The organism is Sneathiella marina, assembly GCF_023746535.1.
GTDB classification, from domain to species: Bacteria; Pseudomonadota; Alphaproteobacteria; order Sneathiellales; family Sneathiellaceae; genus Sneathiella; species Sneathiella marina.
This window is the reverse complement of the sequence record NZ_CP098747.1, coordinates 2,663,963-2,682,571: the sequence shown is the minus strand read 5'-3', so window position 1 is coordinate 2,682,571 and position 18,609 is coordinate 2,663,963. Positions and strand designations below refer to the sequence as shown.

At 48.2% G+C, this 18,609-nt stretch carries 26 protein-coding genes, 1 tRNA gene and 1 riboswitch; of the genes, 18 read left to right on the top strand and 9 right to left on the bottom strand.

All coding sequences use genetic code 11. From position 1 onward, the window contains the following. Positions 1 to 9: 9 nt before the first annotated feature. From NBZ79_RS12840 to NBZ79_RS12815, 6 genes are all read left to right on the top strand, one after another. A complete protein-coding gene (locus NBZ79_RS12840) occupies positions 10 to 315 on the top strand; it encodes an integration host factor subunit alpha (protein ID WP_251932868.1) in 306 nt (101 codons plus the stop codon). 5 nt (positions 316 to 320) lie between these two features. Next, complete coding sequence (locus NBZ79_RS12835; RefSeq protein ID WP_251932867.1) at positions 321 to 782, top strand: MerR family transcriptional regulator; 462 nt, start codon at positions 321 to 323, stop codon at positions 780 to 782. A 116-nt stretch (positions 783 to 898) separates the two neighbouring features. Continuing rightward, a tRNA-Pro gene (locus NBZ79_RS12830) sits at positions 899 to 975 on the top strand. A gap of 230 nt (positions 976 to 1,205) precedes the next feature. Continuing rightward, positions 1,206 to 1,305: riboswitch (TPP riboswitch) on the top strand. Positions 1,306 to 1,367: 62 nt separating this feature from the next. After that, positions 1,368 to 2,183 carry a hydroxyethylthiazole kinase gene (gene thiM / locus NBZ79_RS12825; protein WP_251932866.1) on the top strand — a complete coding sequence of 272 codons (816 nt, stop codon included), beginning with the start codon at positions 1,368 to 1,370 and terminating at the stop codon, positions 2,181 to 2,183. Positions 2,184 to 2,243: 60 nt separating this feature from the next. Then, entirely contained in the window at positions 2,244 to 3,314 is a 1,071-nt protein-coding gene (locus NBZ79_RS12820) for a COX15/CtaA family protein (protein ID WP_251932865.1), read from the top strand. Then, positions 3,307 to 3,687: a VOC family protein gene (locus tag NBZ79_RS12815; protein ID WP_251932864.1), complete on the top strand. Its 381-nt coding sequence runs from the start codon at positions 3,307 to 3,309 to the stop codon at positions 3,685 to 3,687. The genes NBZ79_RS12820 and NBZ79_RS12815 overlap by 8 nt, the downstream gene beginning before the upstream one ends. Here the strand turns inward: NBZ79_RS12815 and NBZ79_RS12810 are convergent. The 3 genes from NBZ79_RS12810 to NBZ79_RS12800 are packed head-to-tail and all read right to left on the bottom strand — an operon-like array spanning position 3,684 to position 6,278. Next, entirely contained in the window at positions 3,684 to 4,973 is a 1,290-nt protein-coding gene (locus tag NBZ79_RS12810) for an O-acetylhomoserine aminocarboxypropyltransferase (RefSeq protein WP_251932863.1), read from the bottom strand. The two genes, NBZ79_RS12815 and NBZ79_RS12810, sit on opposite strands and share 4 nt — an antisense overlap. A 1-nt stretch (position 4,974) precedes the next feature. Continuing rightward, positions 4,975 to 5,466: a CoA-binding protein gene (locus NBZ79_RS12805; protein ID WP_251932862.1), complete on the bottom strand. Its 492-nt coding sequence runs from the start codon at positions 5,464 to 5,466 to the stop codon at positions 4,975 to 4,977. A gap of 5 nt (positions 5,467 to 5,471) precedes the next feature. Next, complete coding sequence (locus NBZ79_RS12800; RefSeq protein ID WP_251932861.1) at positions 5,472 to 6,278, bottom strand: enoyl-CoA hydratase; 807 nt, start codon at positions 6,276 to 6,278, stop codon at positions 5,472 to 5,474. A 195-nt stretch (positions 6,279 to 6,473) separates the two neighbouring features. Between NBZ79_RS12800 and NBZ79_RS12795 the strand changes: the two genes are divergently transcribed. From NBZ79_RS12795 to NBZ79_RS12775, 5 genes are all read left to right on the top strand, one after another. Beyond that, positions 6,474 to 6,893, top strand: a complete 420-nt coding sequence (locus tag NBZ79_RS12795) for a PaaI family thioesterase (RefSeq protein WP_251938079.1) — start codon at positions 6,474 to 6,476, stop codon at positions 6,891 to 6,893. Between the two features lie 151 nt (positions 6,894 to 7,044). Next, complete coding sequence (gene rplM / locus NBZ79_RS12790) at positions 7,045 to 7,509, top strand: 50S ribosomal protein L13 (protein WP_251932860.1); 465 nt, start codon at positions 7,045 to 7,047, stop codon at positions 7,507 to 7,509. Between the two features lie 2 nt (positions 7,510 to 7,511). Next, positions 7,512 to 8,060: a 30S ribosomal protein S9 gene (gene rpsI / locus NBZ79_RS12785; RefSeq protein WP_420854538.1), complete on the top strand. Its 549-nt coding sequence runs from the start codon at positions 7,512 to 7,514 to the stop codon at positions 8,058 to 8,060. Positions 8,061 to 8,256: 196 nt separating this feature from the next. Next, positions 8,257 to 8,862: a TetR/AcrR family transcriptional regulator gene (locus NBZ79_RS12780; protein ID WP_251932859.1), complete on the top strand. Its 606-nt coding sequence runs from the start codon at positions 8,257 to 8,259 to the stop codon at positions 8,860 to 8,862. A 72-nt stretch (positions 8,863 to 8,934) separates the two neighbouring features. Next, entirely contained in the window at positions 8,935 to 9,222 is a 288-nt protein-coding gene (locus NBZ79_RS12775; RefSeq protein WP_251932858.1) for a YciI family protein, read from the top strand. A gap of 29 nt (positions 9,223 to 9,251) precedes the next feature. Here NBZ79_RS12775 and NBZ79_RS12770 read toward each other — a convergent pair whose 3' ends face one another. Beyond that, on the bottom strand, positions 9,252 to 10,619 hold the full coding sequence (locus NBZ79_RS12770) for an MFS transporter (protein ID WP_251932857.1): 1,368 nt from the start codon (positions 10,617 to 10,619) through the stop codon (positions 9,252 to 9,254). 138 nt (positions 10,620 to 10,757) lie between these two features. Here NBZ79_RS12770 and NBZ79_RS12765 point away from each other — a divergent pair, with 138 nt between their 5' ends. Continuing rightward, positions 10,758 to 11,534: a DUF169 domain-containing protein gene (locus NBZ79_RS12765; protein WP_251932856.1), complete on the top strand. Its 777-nt coding sequence runs from the start codon at positions 10,758 to 10,760 to the stop codon at positions 11,532 to 11,534. Positions 11,535 to 11,735: 201 nt separating this feature from the next. Next, positions 11,736 to 12,287, top strand: a complete 552-nt coding sequence (locus NBZ79_RS12760) for a PAS domain-containing protein (RefSeq protein ID WP_251932855.1) — start codon at positions 11,736 to 11,738, stop codon at positions 12,285 to 12,287. Here NBZ79_RS12760 and NBZ79_RS12755 read toward each other — a convergent pair. Genes NBZ79_RS12755 through NBZ79_RS12740 form a run of 4 tightly spaced genes read right to left on the bottom strand, consistent with a single transcriptional unit; the run spans position 12,284 to position 14,493 of the window. Further along, on the bottom strand, positions 12,284 to 12,907 hold the full coding sequence (locus NBZ79_RS12755; protein ID WP_251932854.1) for a CatA-like O-acetyltransferase: 624 nt from the start codon (positions 12,905 to 12,907) through the stop codon (positions 12,284 to 12,286). The two genes, NBZ79_RS12760 and NBZ79_RS12755, sit on opposite strands and share 4 nt — an antisense overlap. Further along, positions 12,904 to 13,401 (bottom strand): GFA family protein, encoded by a 498-nt coding sequence (locus tag NBZ79_RS12750; protein ID WP_251932853.1) that lies wholly within the window; start codon positions 13,399 to 13,401, stop codon positions 12,904 to 12,906. Before NBZ79_RS12750 ends, NBZ79_RS12755 begins: the two co-directional genes overlap by 4 nt. 10 nt (positions 13,402 to 13,411) lie before the next feature. Further along, positions 13,412 to 13,834 carry a GFA family protein gene (locus tag NBZ79_RS12745; RefSeq protein ID WP_251932852.1) on the bottom strand — a complete coding sequence of 141 codons (423 nt, stop codon included), beginning with the start codon at positions 13,832 to 13,834 and terminating at the stop codon, positions 13,412 to 13,414. An 11-nt stretch (positions 13,835 to 13,845) separates the two neighbouring features. After that, the gene (locus NBZ79_RS12740; RefSeq protein WP_251932851.1) at positions 13,846 to 14,493 is read right to left on the bottom strand and encodes a LysE family translocator; all 648 of its coding nucleotides are present in this window, start codon (positions 14,491 to 14,493) and stop codon (positions 13,846 to 13,848) included. 284 nt (positions 14,494 to 14,777) lie between these two features. On the opposite strand from NBZ79_RS12740, the gene NBZ79_RS12735 reads away from it, so the two are divergent. The 4 genes from NBZ79_RS12735 (at position 14,778) to NBZ79_RS12720 (ending at position 17,123) form a co-directional block, all read left to right on the top strand. Further along, on the top strand, positions 14,778 to 14,987 hold the full coding sequence (locus NBZ79_RS12735) for a cold-shock protein (RefSeq protein ID WP_251932850.1): 210 nt from the start codon (positions 14,778 to 14,780) through the stop codon (positions 14,985 to 14,987). 147 nt (positions 14,988 to 15,134) lie between these two features. Continuing rightward, positions 15,135 to 15,467: a hypothetical protein gene (locus NBZ79_RS12730; RefSeq protein ID WP_251932849.1), complete on the top strand. Its 333-nt coding sequence runs from the start codon at positions 15,135 to 15,137 to the stop codon at positions 15,465 to 15,467. A 43-nt stretch (positions 15,468 to 15,510) separates the two neighbouring features. Then, entirely contained in the window at positions 15,511 to 16,572 is a 1,062-nt protein-coding gene (gene argC / locus NBZ79_RS12725) for an N-acetyl-gamma-glutamyl-phosphate reductase (protein ID WP_251932848.1), read from the top strand. A 23-nt stretch (positions 16,573 to 16,595) separates the two neighbouring features. Beyond that, the gene (locus NBZ79_RS12720) at positions 16,596 to 17,123 is read left to right on the top strand and encodes a gamma carbonic anhydrase family protein (RefSeq protein WP_251932847.1); all 528 of its coding nucleotides are present in this window, start codon (positions 16,596 to 16,598) and stop codon (positions 17,121 to 17,123) included. A 232-nt stretch (positions 17,124 to 17,355) separates the two neighbouring features. Here NBZ79_RS12720 and NBZ79_RS12715 read toward each other — a convergent pair whose 3' ends face one another. Beyond that, positions 17,356 to 18,054, bottom strand: a complete 699-nt coding sequence (locus NBZ79_RS12715) for a hypothetical protein (RefSeq protein WP_251932846.1) — start codon at positions 18,052 to 18,054, stop codon at positions 17,356 to 17,358. A 28-nt stretch (positions 18,055 to 18,082) separates the two neighbouring features. Between NBZ79_RS12715 and NBZ79_RS12710 the strand changes: the two genes are divergently transcribed. Then, positions 18,083 to 18,529, top strand: a complete 447-nt coding sequence (locus tag NBZ79_RS12710) for a cytochrome P460 family protein (protein ID WP_251932845.1) — start codon at positions 18,083 to 18,085, stop codon at positions 18,527 to 18,529. Positions 18,530 to 18,609 lie beyond the last annotated feature (80 nt).

The following is an 18,609-nucleotide window of genomic DNA, read 5'->3' as shown; positions in this document are numbered from 1 at the left end:
GGTGGTATCATGACAAAAAATACATTGACCAGAGCAAATTTGGCAGAAGCTGTGTATCAGCAAGTTGGACTTTCGCGAAACGAGTCCTCCGATCACGTAGAAGCCGTACTCGCAGAAATCTCTAATCGATTGGTGGACGGAGAAACCGTCAAAATTTCGTCTTTCGGTAGTCTCCAGGTTCGTCAGAAGAACGGCCGGATCGGACGCAATCCGAAGACCGGGGAAGAGGTGCCCATAAATCCGCGCCGGGTTCTCGTCTTCAGGGCCTCACATGTTCTGAAAGACAAGATTAATAACGGCAACCGCGAGGGCTGATAAATATGGCCGCAGGGCAGGGACATTCTAGCGCTAAAAAGGTGCAAAAATCACCTGACGCTTTTCGTACAATCAGCGAGGTCTCTGCCGAGCTTGATGTACCGCAACATGTGCTGCGGTTCTGGGAAACCAAGTTCAAAATCGTTAAACCTTTAAAAAGAGGCGGCGGCAGACGATATTATCGACCAGCTGACGTGGAGTTAATTCGCGGAATTCGGGATCTTCTGTATAAACACGGGTATACGATCAAAGGCGCGCAAAAATTGCTGAAAGAGCAGGGCGGCAAGATGACATCTGGCGGGAACGTTGATGCCATGGTTTCTGCAGCGCGCCAGGATAGTAACCCGGCACTGGCCCGGGCGGCCGAAACAATTTCCGATTCAGGTGGCGGTTTGCCGGACGAAAGCCGGGAAAAACTTCGCTCACTTCTTGGGGATCTTCAAGACATGAAGAAGATGCTCGGCTGATCCGGCAAATAGATCCTTTTTCGAGATCAAAAAAGTGAAGAGAGCGCTATAACGGGCGTTGCCATTGCGGAGGCAGATCAGTATAGTGCGCCTCCGAAAGCCAGATGTTACCTTGTCGGGCAGTAGCGCAGCCTGGTAGCGCACTTCACTGGGGGTGAAGGGGTCGTGAGTTCGAATCTCGCCTGCCCGACCAATAGAAAAGCCCGGATTTCTACGGATCTCCGGGCTTTTTTTGTATTCAGGATCAAATCCCATTTCTAATCCAGTGCTCAGTAGTACATAACGGTCAGGATACGGAGTAATGGTTCTGGCCAGCGGCTGGAGAGCTGCCTTCCGGTAGATCATTCGCTTCTGATTGCCGGACAATGTAATTTGAGTAAATCAACTAGACAGCGCACGAATATAAACAGTAGAGTGCTGCTGTTACAACCCCGGGGGCGCCATTGCTGAGATGGCAAGTTTGCCAGTCCCTTTGAACCTGATCTGGTTAAAACCAGCGTAGGGAGTGTGCCGTTGTCAGATAACGATCCTTTGGTCGCTTGTTGATGTCACGTTTCCTGCAACTACATAAATGGAAGCAAGAACATGCAACAGTCAATTATTGAGTCAATCTGGTCAGACTATGAAATGATTTGTGAATCCCGGCCATTGGTTCACAATATCACCAATCTTGTTGTCACCAATTTTTCGGCAAATGCGCTGTTGGCACTGGGTGCCTCTCCTCTTATGTCCCATGCGCCAGAGGAGCTGGAAGAAATTATCGGCATATCCAATGCCCTGGTGATCAATATAGGGACGCTGGATATTCAACAGATCGACAGTATGAAGCTTGCTGTGGGTTTCGCCAACGAGAAGAAAATCCCGATTGTGATCGATCCCGTGGGTGCCGGAGCGAGTGCTTTGCGAACTGAAACGGCGCTTGCACTGATTAAAAACGCACATCGTTCAATCGTTAAAGGAAATGGCGGCGAAATTCTGGCGCTTGCCAACCAACAAATCCAGTCAAAAGGGGTGGATAGCCTGTATGACCCCTCTGATGCAATCCCCGCCGCACAATCCTTGATATCTGAATTTGATGTTGAGGCAATTGCAATTAGCGGTCCGGAAGATGTCGTGGTTGATGCAACAACCTGTACGATTCATGCAAATGGTTCCTGCATGATGCCGGCTATTACGGGAATGGGTTGTATCCTGACGGCAATTACCGGCGCATTTTCTGCGGTTAGTGAAACTCCCTATACAGCGGCGCGAAATGCGGTTTCTCTGGTGAGTATCGCAGGGGAAATGGCGGCAAGAAAATCACAGGGACCAGGGAGCTTCCTGCCCCATTTTCTGGATCAGCTCTATACGATTAAGCAAGCGGATTTGACCGGCCGTCTGAATGTCAGGGAGGCGTCATAGATCTGCGACGGATAGTCGCAAGGCATTGCTTTCTGTCGGTAGTCCGGTATGTTGCCAACCATGGAAAATGAGCAAATCAAATCGCCTTCTGACGTCCTTCCGACTAATCGGAAACTGATCGTTTCCTGGCTGATTCTGGTGGCAATACTGGTATTTGTGATGATCGTCCTGGGCGGTGTTACCCGGCTGACAAATTCAGGATTGTCCATGACTGACTGGAAACCTGTTACAGGTTGGTTGCCACCACTCAGTGATCAAGCATGGACGGCGGAGTTTGAAAGATACAAAGCCTTTCCCGAATATCAACAAGTGAACAAGGGAATGTCGTTATCTGAATTCAAGGGGATCTATGCCTTTGAGTTTGCCCATCGTGTCCTTGGCCGGATCATTGGGCTGGCTTTCTTTATCCCGTTTGTCCTGTTTCTTGTTTTTGGTAGAATCCGTGGGAAATTGGTACCACGATTGGCCATTCTTCTTATCTTGGGCGGCTTACAAGGAGGCATGGGCTGGTTCATGGTCAAGAGCGGCCTCGTTGATGATCCGGATGTCAGCCATTACCGTTTAACAGCGCATCTGGCGCTTGCCAGTTTGATCTACTCAGTGATCTTGTGGACAGTTTTTGATCTTTTGCGCCCGGAAAAGAGCCGTGCTAGTCGGGATGACAGGTCGGTACGGTTCTGGTCCATGACCCTGCTTATCCTCATTTCCCTACAAATACTGATTGGCGGATTTGTCGCCGGATTGAATGCCGGTTTTGTCTTTAATGACTGGCCGCTCATGGCGGGTCAGTTTGTGCCGGAAGAATTTTTGTATATGCAGCCCTGGTACGTGAATTTTCTGGAAAATCCGGCTGCTATCCAGTTTTCCCATCGGATGGTTGCCTATGTTATTGCCGTAATAAGCGTTCTTCTATACCTGATAAGCCGGGACCAGAATATTGCTCTGTCCGTCCGATCCTCAATATCCTATTTATTGATTGTCGTCTTTCTTCAAATTTTTATTGGCATCCTCACCTTGCTTTACGTCGTTCCTGTTTCACTGGGGGCATTGCATCAGGCCGGAGGTATTATTGTCCTAACTTTCAGCCTGTTTGTGGTTCACGAATTGTATGGAAGACGTTCTTATGATTGACCGGTTAGACCATCTCGTATTAACCGTCGCAAATCTTGACGAGACCAAAGCATTTTATTGCGATGTTCTGGAAATGGGATTTGAAGTATTTGGAGAAGGGCGGCAAGCGCTGACGTTCGGGCGTTCAAAAATCAATCTGCATATTCAAGGAAAAGAACTGGAGCCAAGGGCATATCTTGCGAAGCCGGGAACCGCCGATCTTTGTTTTATCCTCTCAGGAAGTCTTGCCGCTATACAGAGCAGGTTAAAAGCAGCATCAATTCCCATACTACAGGGGCCTGTTAGCCGTACCGGAGCAACCGGGCCCATCACATCCATTTACGTGCGGGACCCGGATCTCAACTTAATCGAACTTGCGACCTATGATCGTTAGTCGGTTACGGTAACCTTGGAGAGCGATTGTTCCAGATCGGCGATAATATCGTCAATATTCTCGATACCAATGGATAACCGGATAACATCCGGCCCCGCACCGGCGGCCACTTGCTGCTCTTCCTCAAGTTGGCGATGGGTGGTCGAACTTGGATGGATGATTAAGCTGCGGGTATCGCCGATATTGGCCAGATGTGAGAATAACTCCATGTTCTCGACCATTTGAATGCCGGCGAGATAACCGCCTTTGATGCCGAATGTCAAAACCGCGCCGGCACCATCATTGAGGTATTTTTGCCCCAGTTCGTAATAAGGGTCGCTGGGCAGTCCCGCGTAGGAAACCCAGGAAACCTTATCATGATCCTTGAGATAGTTGGCAACGGCAAGGGCATTTTGACTATGACGCTCCATGCGAAGGGGCAGGGTTTCAATGCCCGTCAGGATCAAGAAGGCGTTGAAAGGGGACAATGCCGGCCCCAAATCACGAAGGCCCAAGGCGCGGCATGCAATACCAAAGCCCAGCTCGCCGAAAGTCTCATGGAATTTCAAACCGTGATAGGAGGGGTGTGGCTCACTCATTGTTGGGAATTTCCCGGAGCCTCGCCAGTCAAATTTTCCGCTATCGACAATAATGCCGCCGACGGAGTTTCCATGCCCGCCAAGAAACTTTGTGGCGGAATGTAAAACAATATCAGCACCCCATTCTATGGGGCGGCAGTGAAACGGTGTGGCCAGCGTATTATCAACGATAAGAGGGATATTCGCTTCATGGGCAATGTCGGCAATGGCTTGAATATCGGTCATGACACCGCCGGGATTGGCGAGGCTCTCGATAAAGATGGCCTTGCATTTTGGTGTCAGAGCTTTGCGGAAATCTTCAGGGTCTTTTGGATCGACGAAAATGGCATTCCAGTCAAATTTCTTGAAAGCCTGGCCGAATTGGGTAATCGATCCGCCGTATAATCTTGTTGACGCCAGGAATTCATCACCCGGCTCCATCAATGTATGAAACGTCACCAGTTGTGCAGCATGACCTGATGCGACGGCAAGGCCTGTTGCACCGCCTTCAAGCGTAGCAACCCGTTCTTCAAGAACGGCATTGGTCGGATTGGTAAGCCGGCTATAAATATTGCCGAAAGCCTGGAGATTAAATAACTCTGCGGCATGATCCACATCGTCAAAAACATAGGATGCCGTCTGATAAATAGGGGTTACACGGGCACCAGTGGTCGGATCCGGTGTTGCTCCGGCATGAATGGATAAGGTTTCAAATTTGGGATCGCTCATTTCATTTCTTTCTGACAAGTTTTTGACGTTTTGCGGAAATTACGCCGGATCGCCCGCCCATAAAGGCTATTTCACCGGACAATCGGCCGAATTCTATTTTCGGGCATTTATTCATGACAACTTTTAGGCCGGCTGCTTCAGCCTTGGCTGCGGCTTCATCATGACGGACACCAAGTTGCATCCAGATCACTTTCGCCCCGATTTCAATCGCCTCATCAACAATGCCCGGAATAGCTTCGCTGGCGCGAAAGCAATCGACCATATCTACTGGTTCGGGAATATCGCGTAAAGTTGCGTAGACGGTTTCCCCAATAATTTCGCTGCCAGCTTTGCCGGGATTGACCGGAATCTGGCGAAACCCCTTACGCTTCATATATTTCATTACATAATAGCTGGGACGGGCCGGATTGTCGCTGGCGCCGACAACAGCGATCGTTTCGACAGAATTCAGTATATCGCCGATATAAGCGTCATCATAATTGTCATGATCCATAAGGATTATTCACCGCGCCATTTAGGGTCACGTTTTTCCAAAAAGGCGTTTATGCCTTCCTGAGCATCTAATGTCTGCATGTTTTCAGACATGACACGAGAGGTATATGCATAGGCGTCATCTAACGGCATTGTCAGCTGATTATAAAAAGCTGCCTTTCCGGTTCTCACGGTGAGGGGCGATTTTGACGCGATGCGGGTTGCAAAATCCTGAACGGTTCGGTCTAGATCTTCTTCCGCGACGGCATGATTAATTAATCCAATTCGGGCCGCTTGCTCCGCGTCCGCAAATTCTCCGCCCAACAGCATCTCCATGGCGTGTTTCGGGGACACATTGCGACTTAAGGCGACCATCGGTGTCGAACAGAACAAACCCAGATTAACACCCGGCGTTGCAAATTTTGATGTTGAGGAGGCAAAAGCGAGGTCACAGGAGGCGACCAATTGCGTCCCGGCTGCCGTTGCCATACCATTAACCTTGGCGATCACTGGCTTCGGTAGGTTGACAATACTCTGCATCATATTGCTGCATTGCTCAAATAGCGCCAGCATCGCCGCTTCACGATCAATCCCGACAATTTCTTTCAGATTATGCCCTGAGCAAAATACCGGTCCGACGGCTTCCAGTATGACCACATGGGCATCCTTGGAATCATGAAGGCGGTCTAGAATTTCCTGAATGCTCGCCATGACGCCGGTAGAGAGCGCGTTTCGAGCTGCCGGATTGTTTAGCTGTATTGTCGCTATTTTATTAGAAATAGTCAGGACGACCGCGTCTTCGTCTAACATTTCTTCTTTGATTCTTTCAGACATGGTCCCTCCCGTTCCTTGCGCAGCGAACTTGTTTTATATTGTTGATCATAACATAGCTTATTATGGCAGGGGATCAATGACTGGATGATCTTTGCAACATGGTTCTTATAAAGGGAAACTGTTGCCTTCTATAAGGGCGCTGCTTATGGTTTCACGAATAATTTAAAAAAAATGGAGAAATCGATAGTGCCCCTGATGACAGCCAAAATGCTTGAAGACTTCAATCGTGAGCATTTCCCGCAGGTAGACCACATGAATATGCGGGTTGAGCATGTGGACGACAAGACTATTACCATTCGAATGTCGGTAACCGAGCAACATCTGCGTCCGGGCGGCACGGTATCCGGTCCGACTATGATGGCGTTGGCAGATGCCGGGATGTATCTTTTATTGCTTGCTCAAATTGGGCCGGTGGCACTTGCCGTAACGACAAATCTGAACATTAATTTTTTGCGCAAGCCGGCGCCCGGTGACATCGTCGCCAGGGGAAATATATTGAAACTGGGTAAGACTCTTGCCACCGGAGAAATATCCATTTATTCCATTGGAATTGAAGATCCGGTCGCCCATGTAACCTTGACATATGCCATTCCGCCCAAAAAACAGAATTTATAGGGTAATATAATACCGTATTCATAAATCAGTGAAATAATTACGTTATTTCGTTTGACATGAACATCAACAGAGATTATATCCGCGCAATACCGGGGAGCGACGTGCTCCCCTTGTTTTGTTATGGCACGCTACAGCGAAGGCTGAGTTTAAAATGAAAACCTATTCTGCGAAACCCTCCGAGGTGGAATCAAAATGGCTGCTGATCGATGCTGAAGGCCTCGTTCTTGGTCGTCTTGCCTCGATTATTGCGAACCGCTTGCGCGGCAAGCATAAGCCCATGTTCACGCCGAACATCAACTGCGGTGATCATGTTGTTGTCATCAATGCTGAAAAAGTTGCATTGACGGGCAAAAAACTGACCGACAAAGTTTTCTATTGGCACACAGGATATCCTGGCGGCATCAAAAGCCGTACAGCGGAGAAGATCCTGGGTGGCGATAACCCTGAACGCATGATTATGAAAGCTGTTCAGCGGATGATCCCACGCGGTGCTTTGGGCCGTGAACAATTTAGTAACCTCCGTGTTTATCCCGGAGCGGAACATCCTCATGAAGCACAAAACCCCGAAGTTCTGGACGTAGCTTCCATGAATTCCAAGAACGTAAGGAGAGCCTAAGTATGGCTGATGAAGCAAACTCCCTTGAGGATCTGAAAAACCTGACGAGCGGCGCTGCCGCAGCTGATGCGCCTGCCGCAGACGCTGGTGTGGAAGCCGGTGCAGAAGTCATTGAAGCGGTTGAAGTCATTGATGTTGTCCTGCCGGATCCAAAAATCGACGAGCAAGGCCGTTCCTATGCCACTGGTAAGCGGAAAAATGCTATTGCCCGCGTCTGGATCAAGCCAGGTACTGGTAAGGTAACCGTAAACGGTCGGGATCAGGAAAACTATTTTGCCCGCCCGGTTCTACGGATGCTTTTGTTGCAGCCGTTTGAAGTTACCGATCGCGTTGGCCAGTTTGATGTCATTTGTACGGTTAAAGGGGGCGGTTTATCCGGACAGGCTGGTGCTGTACGTCACGGTGTTTCCAAAGCCCTGACATATTATGAGCCTGCATTGCGGCCTCCTTTGAAAGCTGAAGGCTTCCTGACACGCGACAGTCGGGTTGTGGAACGGAAAAAATACGGTCGGGCGAAAGCACGCCGGAGCTTCCAGTTCTCCAAGCGTTAAGTCGAAGCTTACAAGTTATTACGAAAAGGGCTCGCCATCTGGCGGGCCCTTTTTTGTGCGTTGTTGGGCTCTTGACAGCCTAGGACAAACGTCCTATATCTGATTTAGGACGTTTGTCCTAGATTCGAACAGGCAAAGGGCCGTCGACTTTGACAGCTTGGCCCTAGAGGATCCGTTGAGCTGGAAAGGTACCTTTATGAATGACAAGACAACGCGTGATCTCATTGTTGAGGCTGCCGATCAATTGTTCTATCAGCAAGGCTACGAACATACTTCGTTTTCACATATTGCGGAGGCCGTACAGATCTCGCGCGGTAATTTTTACTATCATTTCGAATCCAAGGATGAAATTTTGGATGCCGTGATCGATCTGCGCGGAGCTGAAACCGTAGAGATGCTGGATCAATGGGAGATGGAAGGGAAGGAACCGCAGGATCGCATCCTCAGTTTTATCCACCTGTTGATCGCAAACCGGGCCAAGATCATGCTATATGGCTGTCCGGTCGGAACATTAAACACCGAGCTTGCGAAATTGGACCATGACTCGCAAGCTAATGCGAACAAGCTGTTCACACTGTTTCGAACATGGTTGCGCAGGCAGTTTACACTGCTCGGCCACGAAGCAGAGTCTGATGCTTTGGCAATGCACTTACTCGCCCGCAGTCAGGGGGTCGCCACGCTGGCCAATGCTTTTCACGATGAGCAATTCATTGAACAGGAAGTAGCGCTGATGGGCGACTGGTTGAAGTTGTGCACGACAAGTACTGGGTATAGTGAATGTCACCAGAGCAGAACAGATTAGCGCAATTCACAACAGGGTGGCAAAGTTGGGTGCCTTGTTCATTCATATTATATTTATAGAAGGGCAAATCATATGTTCATCATATTACTTAAGTTTTCCAGTAATAAAGACCAAGCCAGCCAATACATGGAAGGCCACAAGGAGTGGGTTGAACGCGGTTTGCGTGACGGCGTATTTTTGTTGACCGGAAGTCTCCAGCCAAACCTGGGCGGAGGGATAATGGCGTTTAATCTGTCGCAAGCGGAGCTTCAGGATAGAGTGAACGAAGACCCATTTGTCGCAGAAAATGTCGTAAGCGCTGAAATTCTTGAGATTACGCCGTCAAAAACTGATGACCGGCTGAATTTTCTTCTCGACTGAGTATTCATCCGCCATTTAGCGGCCTCTATTTACGCGAATTCGCTGCGTATCTTGAAGAAACCAACAAGGGCAACAATTCCCATGACGGCCGCTGTTACAAGATATACGGATGTGAAATACCCGGTACTGGCATAAAGGGCACTGCATGTCGCCATACCAACGGTTCCGCCTAATAGCTGGGCGGTCATGGTCAATCCACTGCTCTGCCCGAGTTTATCAGCAGGTACGGAATTTACAGCTGCGCGCCGGGTTGAGACAAAATGGAAGGGCAAGGAGCAACCCCAGGCGATGAAAGCTGGAATGAGATAGTAATAATTATCCAATGTAACGGTTACCGCCATCCAGATCATTGCACTGCAATTTAATAGCAACCCGATAAGCGATATTTTGCGGGCGTCAAATCTGTCAGAGAGAGATCCGGCTACCAATGAGGAAAACAAGGAAGGGACGACTGCGGGTAACAAGGCGATGCCTGCAATCAAAGGGTTCATGTCGAAATTCTTTTGAAGTAAAAGGGCGCCGAAAATTATTAATGCCATTTTACCAAACTCACCCATAAACACTATGGCATTCATGACGGAAAAGGTTCGTATGGAAAATAGCTTGAGCTCGATCAATGGGTTTTTAAGGCGTGTTTCCACCATGACGAAGACAATTGTTGTCGCTAGGCCAACTGCGAAACCTGTTATGATAAAGGGATTGTCCCAACCGTAATCCGGCCCTACCATCGCAGCAACGACAAAAGAACACAGGGCTAAAACCATTAACCCCAATCCCTTGAAATCAATTTGCTGTAGCCCTGATGCATTCGTGGTTTCAGGTTTTTGTGGTTCACGCCAAGCTAGTAAAATCACAGTCGCAATAATTAGGACCAAAGGCAAATTAATCCAGAAAATCCACCGCCAACTGAGCACTTCTGTAAAAAAACCCCCAACCAGTGGGCCGAGAGAGATGAAGGTACCCCCAACGGCTGTTTGAATACCGAACGCCCGCCCGCGTTGTTCCGGCTCGAAAACAGCTGTAACCATGGCTATGGAAAAGGGAAAGACCACGGCAGCGCCAAGCCCTTGGAAACCGCGCGCAACGATGATCCAGGTGCCGTTCTGGGCAAAACCGCAGGCTATCGAGGACACGCCAAAAATAGTAAGGGCCCCTAAAAACATTCGTCGGTACCCGAATATGTCGCCCATTTTCCCCCCGGCTGCAGCGAGAATGGTGAATATAAGAAAATAGGCATTGATGATCCAATGGCTGCCAACCTGCGTCATGCCAAGCTGTTTTTGGATGGTCGGAAGAGCGACACCGACGACCGTTTCATCAAGCACAATGAGGGCTAGCGTCCCACCCATTGCAGCAAGAATCCACCATTTTCGATTTTCATCTGTAATTCGGACCATCTAATTGGAACTCCCTCGCGTATTTCAATATTTACGTTAAGCGGATAGGTTGGCTGTGTAAAACGATATACATGCTGTCTAACCAGGTGACATTCATTTGCGACCATGCCAATCTGTTACAAAAAAAGGGAGATAAAAATGAAAAAAATGGAAGATTTTTATAACTGGGATGATCTTCTGGGCGGGCTGAACAAATATCTTCGGCTACGGGCTACGCCAATCGGTATGAAATTATTTGAAACTGTTGAGGAAATGGAAGCGATTGACCGTATTCGCCGTCCGCAGTTTATTCATACAGCGGATCAAATTGTCGCACAGGCATGTCGATTGGGCTGGACCGTTGGCGCCACGGCTGATGATTTTGTTGGTGCGCAATGTGGTGCAGTACTTGGGTTGCGCCCGCAAGACGACGCCTGGAAAAAAGGCGAGAACTATGCCGGTGTTTGGTATGAAACCACGGAAGATGCCACCGATCACCAGTCGGCAATGCAAGTTGTTCCCGCGGGAACATACACGGCTATGGCGGTATCTCCGTTGTCATCGGGTCGATTGAATCCGCCGGATATTTGCTTGATTTATATGACACCTGCACAAATGATCTTGTTTATTAACGGTTTACAGTGGGCGGGTTATAAAAAACTGGATTTTAGCGTTGTTGGTGAATCTTCCTGTGCTGATTCCTGGGGACGAGCGTTATCGACGGGTGAGCCGAGCCTGTCACTTCCTTGCTTCGCAGAGCGACGCTACGGAGGTGTATTGGAAGATGAGTTACTGATGGCGATTCCACCGGCATATCTTCCAAAAGTGGTGGAAGGGCTGGCAAAGCTTTCTTCCAATGGACTGCGGTATCCAATTCCACAGTACGGAATTCAAAATGATGCTCGGGCTGGTTTGGCAGTAAGTTACAATAAGTAGTCATAATGAAGTTCTGGGTAAAGATCGCCGACTAAGTGTAAAAATCTGTGTTAGTCAAACTAGGGTTGCATAATAAGAAAGTATGTATATAAAGCAGGTGAATTAAAAACAAAAATATTCAGGGTTTGCTAGTCAGAAAAAAACGGGTTTTTGTACTAGGTGGGATAGGGCGTATATTTATGTCTATGAAAGCGTATATTTATGTCTATGAAAGCTTTTGATGAGATCGACTGGATTACTGAAGAATCCAAACAATTTGCATTATACTGGCGTGGAATTGGTCGAGATCAGCTGGTGCCGCGGCGGAGTAATTTTGACCCAACGAAAATAGTTTCGCTTTTGCCGGGCATTCAAATATATGAAACAATTTCGGAAACCGAAATTATCTCGCGCCTTGCAGGAACTTATCTTGTCGAGCAAATAGGAACGGAACTTACAGGGCGCAATCTGCTGGATTTTTATCCGGAGGAAACCCGGGCGGAGGCTGGTCAAATTATGATGGAACTGACCAGGCGGCCTTGCGGGATTATCACAAATCTGAACGGGACAGCGAAAAGCGGGCAAATTGTCAAGACGGTTGCGGTCGGTTTTCCGCTGCTTGATGAGTGTGGTAATTGCAATCGTTTGGTTTTTTATACCATAGTATATGAAGAAAATGGCGCTCGCGATGCGCGGACGGATCAAATTGAATATCTCGGCGTCGAGCGGAGTACGTTTATTGATATAGATTTCAAGGCGACCGCAGGTAGCTAGATATCTTTTAGGTTTTCTTTCAGTATTTCGTAAAATTTCGCAATATGAAGTCCGTCGACTAATGAATGGTGCACCTGCAAATTTACGGGCATCGTCCAACAATCATCAGTATTCGTAATTTTCCCCCATGCAATGCGCGGAATGCAATCCGCTGCGTTTGCAACTGGATGATGTCCCGCAGTAAAATCCAACCACGGAGTGCAGCTAAGATAAATCCAATGATCCTCTGTAGATGTATTTTCTTTCAATTCTGTCTGTTGTTCGGCCTCAGATTTAGCCAGCCGACATGCCTCATCAAAGGTCTTCCTATCCTCACTAAAGGCAACTTTACAAAAAGCGAATTGGTCATCAGCGATTGGCACAGTGAAAGAGGGGTGAACTGTATCATGTACGTATATTTCCCCATTACTAAAACGGGTGCGAAACTCATCAATGCTATTAGCTGTTTTCATGATCGAGAAAAGGATAGCATTAAACACCGAAAAATTCCGAGATCGCGCGTGACGCATGAACTCAGTGATCTCCACGGATGCTGTTATGCTCATATGGGGGAAGTCAAACCCTTTAAATAGCTCAAATTGCCGCTGGCGTTTCCAGGTTTCAAGACGAATTTTCTTCATTTCGAAGAGCCTTTACCAATGCCATGTCTGAGATGCCAATCAGCAAGGGATTCATCCGGATATGATTCAAACACATTGTCATACATACCACTATCAATGGGAATCCAGCTGCTTTTCGACCCCGTCATCATATAGGTTCGATTAGGCGCCATAGGCAATTCTGTGTCTATCGCAGACGCGAACGGATGAATGAGATCGGGCCAGCGGCTATCATAGAGCCAAAGTCCACTTCCGCACTTTGCGCAGAAATGGCGTTTTGCGTTGCTGATTTGTTTTCCGCCTTCCGCCATATCAATTGACGCCTGATAGATGGAAATATGTTCGGTGCCCTCAACCTTTAAACTGTTGGCGTTACCACCCAGGTTTATGGCATATCCACCACCGCCCTGTGTCTTTCGGCAGATACTGCAAAAGCAAAGATTGAACGGGCAAGGCTGATCAGATTCCACGGAAAAGGTAATGGCTTTGCAGTGGCAGGAGCCTTTTAACAGCATATTGTAGCCTCTATTGATTTTTCATTTCTTCGGGATAACTCTCGAATTGTGGCAGTCCGTCGGCGATATTGTAATAGTCCTTCTTGTCTGCAACAAAAATATGCCGAACTGTTTTCAAGTCGATATTCCCATCCAGACTGCCGGCGAGAATGCTAGTCATGTTTCGATTTGGCATACGCCAGAACATGTTGGCACCGCATTCTGAACAAAACCCGCGTTCCGCCCAGTCAGATGATTTAAACCATTTAAGGCCGCGATCTTGTATGAGATGTAGCGCGTCATTGGAGGCGGCGGTGGCTGCAAAATAATGCCCGCTGGATTTCTGGCATTGGGTGCAGTGGCAGGAAATGATGTCACGTAAAGGTGGTTCTACTTCGAATGTGACGGCACCACACAGACATCCGCCTTTGAGTTTCGTTGTCTTTTCGGTCACGACAAGGCCTCCTAGTTTTCGAAAACATAATCCCAAATATCTTTTACAGGGATGAATATTCCCAGCAGCATAACGATAGAACCACTGACACGGTTAATGTATAAACTCACAGCCTTGTTTTGTCTCAAAGCCGACGCTATAGCTCCGGCAAATATGCCCATTCCGCCCATTACCAGAAAGGCACAAGCCTGAAATAAGAAGCCAAAAAATACAAATTGAGCTGTCGTATGCCCTGAACTCGTATCAACAAACTGTGGCAAAAACGCCAGAAAGAACAAGGCGACCTTTGGATTAAGGATATTCATCAGAATCGTCTGGCGATATATCTGCCCGAGGGACAAGCTATGTGCATCTTCATCAAGGTTGAGAGGGCCCGAGCGGGCAATTTGCCATCCGATATAAATTATATAGAGGGCGCCGGCGTATTTTATGACAGTGAAGAGGATGGGAGACGACGCCAGAATGACTGAAAGCCCAAGACCCGCAAGCGTTATATGGACAAATATCCCTGTGATGAGGCCAAAAGCTGCGACCAATCCAGCCCGCCAGCCCTGTGATAGGCCTCTCATGGCAACATAAACGATATCGGGGCCGGGTGCTAAGGTAAGAAGCAGGGCGCTGAATATAAAGGAAACGATAAGCGCGGAATCGGGTAACATAAGGCATCTCCGTAATTGGTTTGTAACTTACCATCAATCCGGATTAGTGCCATGCTGAATAAAGGTATACTGTTGTTTTTCTGGTGATGTAGATCACAATAAATTCAATTGACAAAAATCTTACTTGCAATCTGGAAACATATCTATTACCCGAGACGTTGGGGTATTGTATATTCTTACATACAAATGTAACACAATGCTCTTACGTTCATTGTTCGCTGCAATTGGGCACTTTGTCAGCGACTTTGTGCGGATCTATAGAATTAGTGTCCAGGAGACAAAAAATGGCAATTGGTACAGTAAAGTGGTTTAACCCGACTAAGGGATTTGGATTTATCGAGCCAGAAAGTGGCGGGTCAGACGCTTTTGTGCATATTTCAGCTGTTGAAAGGGCCGGATTAAAGACCCTTCAAGAAAACGCTAAAGTTCAATTTGAACTGGTTGAAGGTCGAAACGGCAAGTCATCTGCTGAAGAGCTCGTGCTGCTGGACTAAAATATGTTCGGAATTAATGAAAAGGCGGCGAGAGCCGCCTTTTTTATTGCCTGAGCTGTTTCGCTGCGGGACCAGGCATTGCCAACTTCACTATTTGATGTAAAAACATGTTGAAAATCGATTTTAGCATGCAAGGAATATACGGCTATGGACTACCCAATTAAAAATGGGGATGACTTGAAAATTGAAGATCTGGGTATTTCCCTGGATGCCGAGGAGGCGTTTTCAATTCAGATCAAGGATTATGTCCATACGCTCAAAGGGGACGAGTTGATCGTAGAAATGAAAGATCAACTAGATGTTCGAGGCTCAGTACGTAATGCACTTCTTCGAAAGGCAAACAAGGATATTCTCGCGGGCCTGAAAAAAGGCCGTCTCCGACTGGATGATGAAAGCCGTGAAGGATTTGATTTAAACATATTGATCTGGTTTGCAGATAAAGCGCTGAAAGGCCAGCACCAGCAATATTTGGTTACCTAATTGCGAAGAAGGATCGGACCTCGTGCAAGAGAGTCTGATAAGTATGATGAAGTCTACTCAAAAAATTAGAGCTGGTATCCTAGGTGCCAGCGGTTATACGGGCGCGGAAGCCATGCGGTTATTGCTACGGCACCCTAATACGGAAATTTGCTTTTTAACCGCGGATCGGAAAGCTGGCCAACCTGTCCATGATGTGTACCCGCATTTGGGTGGATATGGATTGCCGGACATGATTTCTGTCGATACTGCGCCATGGGATGACGTGGATGTAGTGTTTTGCGGCCTGCCTCACGGCACGACACAGGAAATTATCGCAAGCTTGCCGAAGACGCTTAAAGTTATAGATTTGTCGGCTGATTTTCGTATCGAGGATCCGGCAACTTACGAAGAATGGTATGGGCATGAGCATTTTGCTCCGGATCTCCAATCGGAAGCCGTCTATGGACTTACGGAAATCAATCGTGATGAAATCGGAAATGCCAGACTTGTCGCGTGCCCTGGCTGTTATCCGACGGCTGTTCTTTTGGCGTTGATGCCGTTGACGTCTGCTGGCCTCATAGACTCCAACGACCTCGTAATCGACGCAAAATCCGGGACGACCGGCGCTGGTAGAGGCTTGAAGCAAATAACGCTTTTTAGTGAAGCGGGCGAAGGCCTGAGTCCCTACAGTATCGCCTCCCATCGACATGCGCCGGAAATAGAACAAGAGATTGCCAAATCGTTACGGGTGCCGGCGGCTGACATTCGTGTAAATTTTGTCCCGCACCTGGTGCCCATGAGCCGGGGAGAGCTGATTACCGGCCATGTCCGGCTATCTTCGGGAAAAAGCGTCGACGATTTGCGGGCGGAATATGCCAGTGTTTATGGTGACGAACCATTTGTAAGATTGTTACCTAAAGGTGCAGTACCGCAAACCCAGATGGTTCGGGGCTCGAATAATTGCGTCCTTAATGTTTTCGAAGACCGCATTCCCGGACGGGCGACGATTATCGCGGCAATTGATAATCTGGTTAAAGGGTCGAGTGGCCAGGCTGTTCAGAATATGAATGTGATGTTTGGTCTTGAAGAAACAACCGCGTTGGAACAAGCGCCGCTTTTCCCCTAAAACAAAAAAAGGATATTTTGCCTATGACCAATCAGCTTTTTCCCTTTAAAGGCATTCTTCCCACAGTGGCGAAGGATGCGTTTATCGCACCGTCGGCGAATGTCATTGGGGATGTTGTCATCGGTAAGGGATCAAGTGTTTGGTTCAATTGCGTTTTACGTGGTGACGTTTCCTATATTCGTATTGGGGAGCGCAGCAATATTCAGGATGGAACAGTCATACATGTCTCAAACGGTACTCATCCGACCATAATAGGTGACGATGTCCTTGTCGGCCATAATTGTATGATCCATGGATGTACCCTGGAAACCGGAAGTTTCGTCGGAATGGGGGCAACGGTCATGGATGGGGCCGTAGTGGAAACCGGTGGAATGGTAGCGGCCGGCGCATTGGTGACACCAAACAAGCGGATCGCAGCGGGTGAATTATGGGGTGGGGCACCCGCTAAATTCATTCGACCACTATCTGACCAGGAGAAAGAGAGCCTTACGGGCGGAGCAGAGCATTATGCCGGCTTGGCGCAAGTTTATATCGACGAGCTTTCCCGGTAAAATCGTAAGGTTTCATCTGTCGGTTATTGAATATGTCTCCGGGATTAATGTAAAGATCGTCATTTGTTACCGTGCAATCATTTAATATTCACATATTTCAACAAATAGAGCGTTCCATTTAAGCTTCCTTTCACCCTATCGTGAAGAGAGTTGAAAGGATTGTTGCGTGATCTAGGCGTAACTTTTCCCATGAAGCAAAGTAAGTAGGAAATACTTAACTATGGGAGAGAGATTACATGTCGGCACTTAATGGAAAACTATTATCCACGACCATTATCCCGGCGCTTATGGGCGTTGGTGGAATTTTCGCTGTGACGACGATTGCCGTCCCAGTATCAATGATGACTTTAAAACCAGCCGCCGCATCATGTAATCCTTGCGCAGCAAAAAAACCAAAGAATGCTTGCAATCCCTGTGCGGCGAAAAAGGCCTGTGGTGCCTGTAACCCCTGTGCTGCCAAAAAAGCTTGTGGCGCCTGCAACCCATGTGCTGCCAAGAATCCTTGTGCTGCAAATGCCTGCAACCCTTGTGCGGCGAAGAAGAGCAGTTCCAATTGTATCGTTCCTTCAGTGCAAAAAGCGGCGGCCTGTAATCCTTGCGCCGCTAAAAAACCCTGTGGCGCTTGTAATCCGTGCGGTGCAAAAAGCGCATGTGGCGCCTGCAACCCATGCGCGGCAAAGAAGGCATGTGGCGCCTGTAACCCATGTGCGGCAAAGAAGGCATGTGGCGCCTGTAATCCATGTGCGGCGAAGAAAGCTTGTGGTGCTTGTAATCCTTGTGCCGCGAAAAAAGCCTGTAATCCCTGCAACCCATGTGCTGCAAAAAATCCATGCGCAGCAAATGCCTGTAATCCTTGCAACCCCTGTAATCCTTGTGGCCCTTGCGGCGCCGCAGCCGTTGCAGATGTTGAATTGGAACCAGCAGAAGCCAACTCAGCATATGATTGCTTGAAAGCAGATATGAAAAACTCATATGCGAAATCAGGTGTAAAAGATGCGGGTTATTATATGGATTGGAAGATTTTCTCTACCGCGCCATACGCCTCTGGAACGCATGGTGGCCGTCACGTCAGCAACTATGGTAATGCCGTGGCCGAGGAAGCCTATGCCCTCTACGAAGAAGGCGGGAAGATGCCGGTGGGGTCGGTACTGGCCAAAGATAGTTTCGCTGTCCAGACCGATGGACGGGCGGTTGTCGGCCCCTTGTTCATGATGGAGAAAATGGCGGCTGGGTTTAATGAGGCCAGTGGCAACTGGAAATACACGCTTATTCTGCCGAATGGTCAGACGGTGGGAACCACGAATGGGCAGGGCAGCGGTGCTGTCAAGTTCTGCTACGAATGCCATATGGCAGCAGAAGATACGGACAGTCTTTTCTTCCTGCCGGAAGAAGTTCGCATTAATTAGAACATACGATGACTGACGCCGTTTAACTTGGCGTCAGTCTATTTTAATCGAGGGGTGCCGTTTTATCTGAAAGGATAATC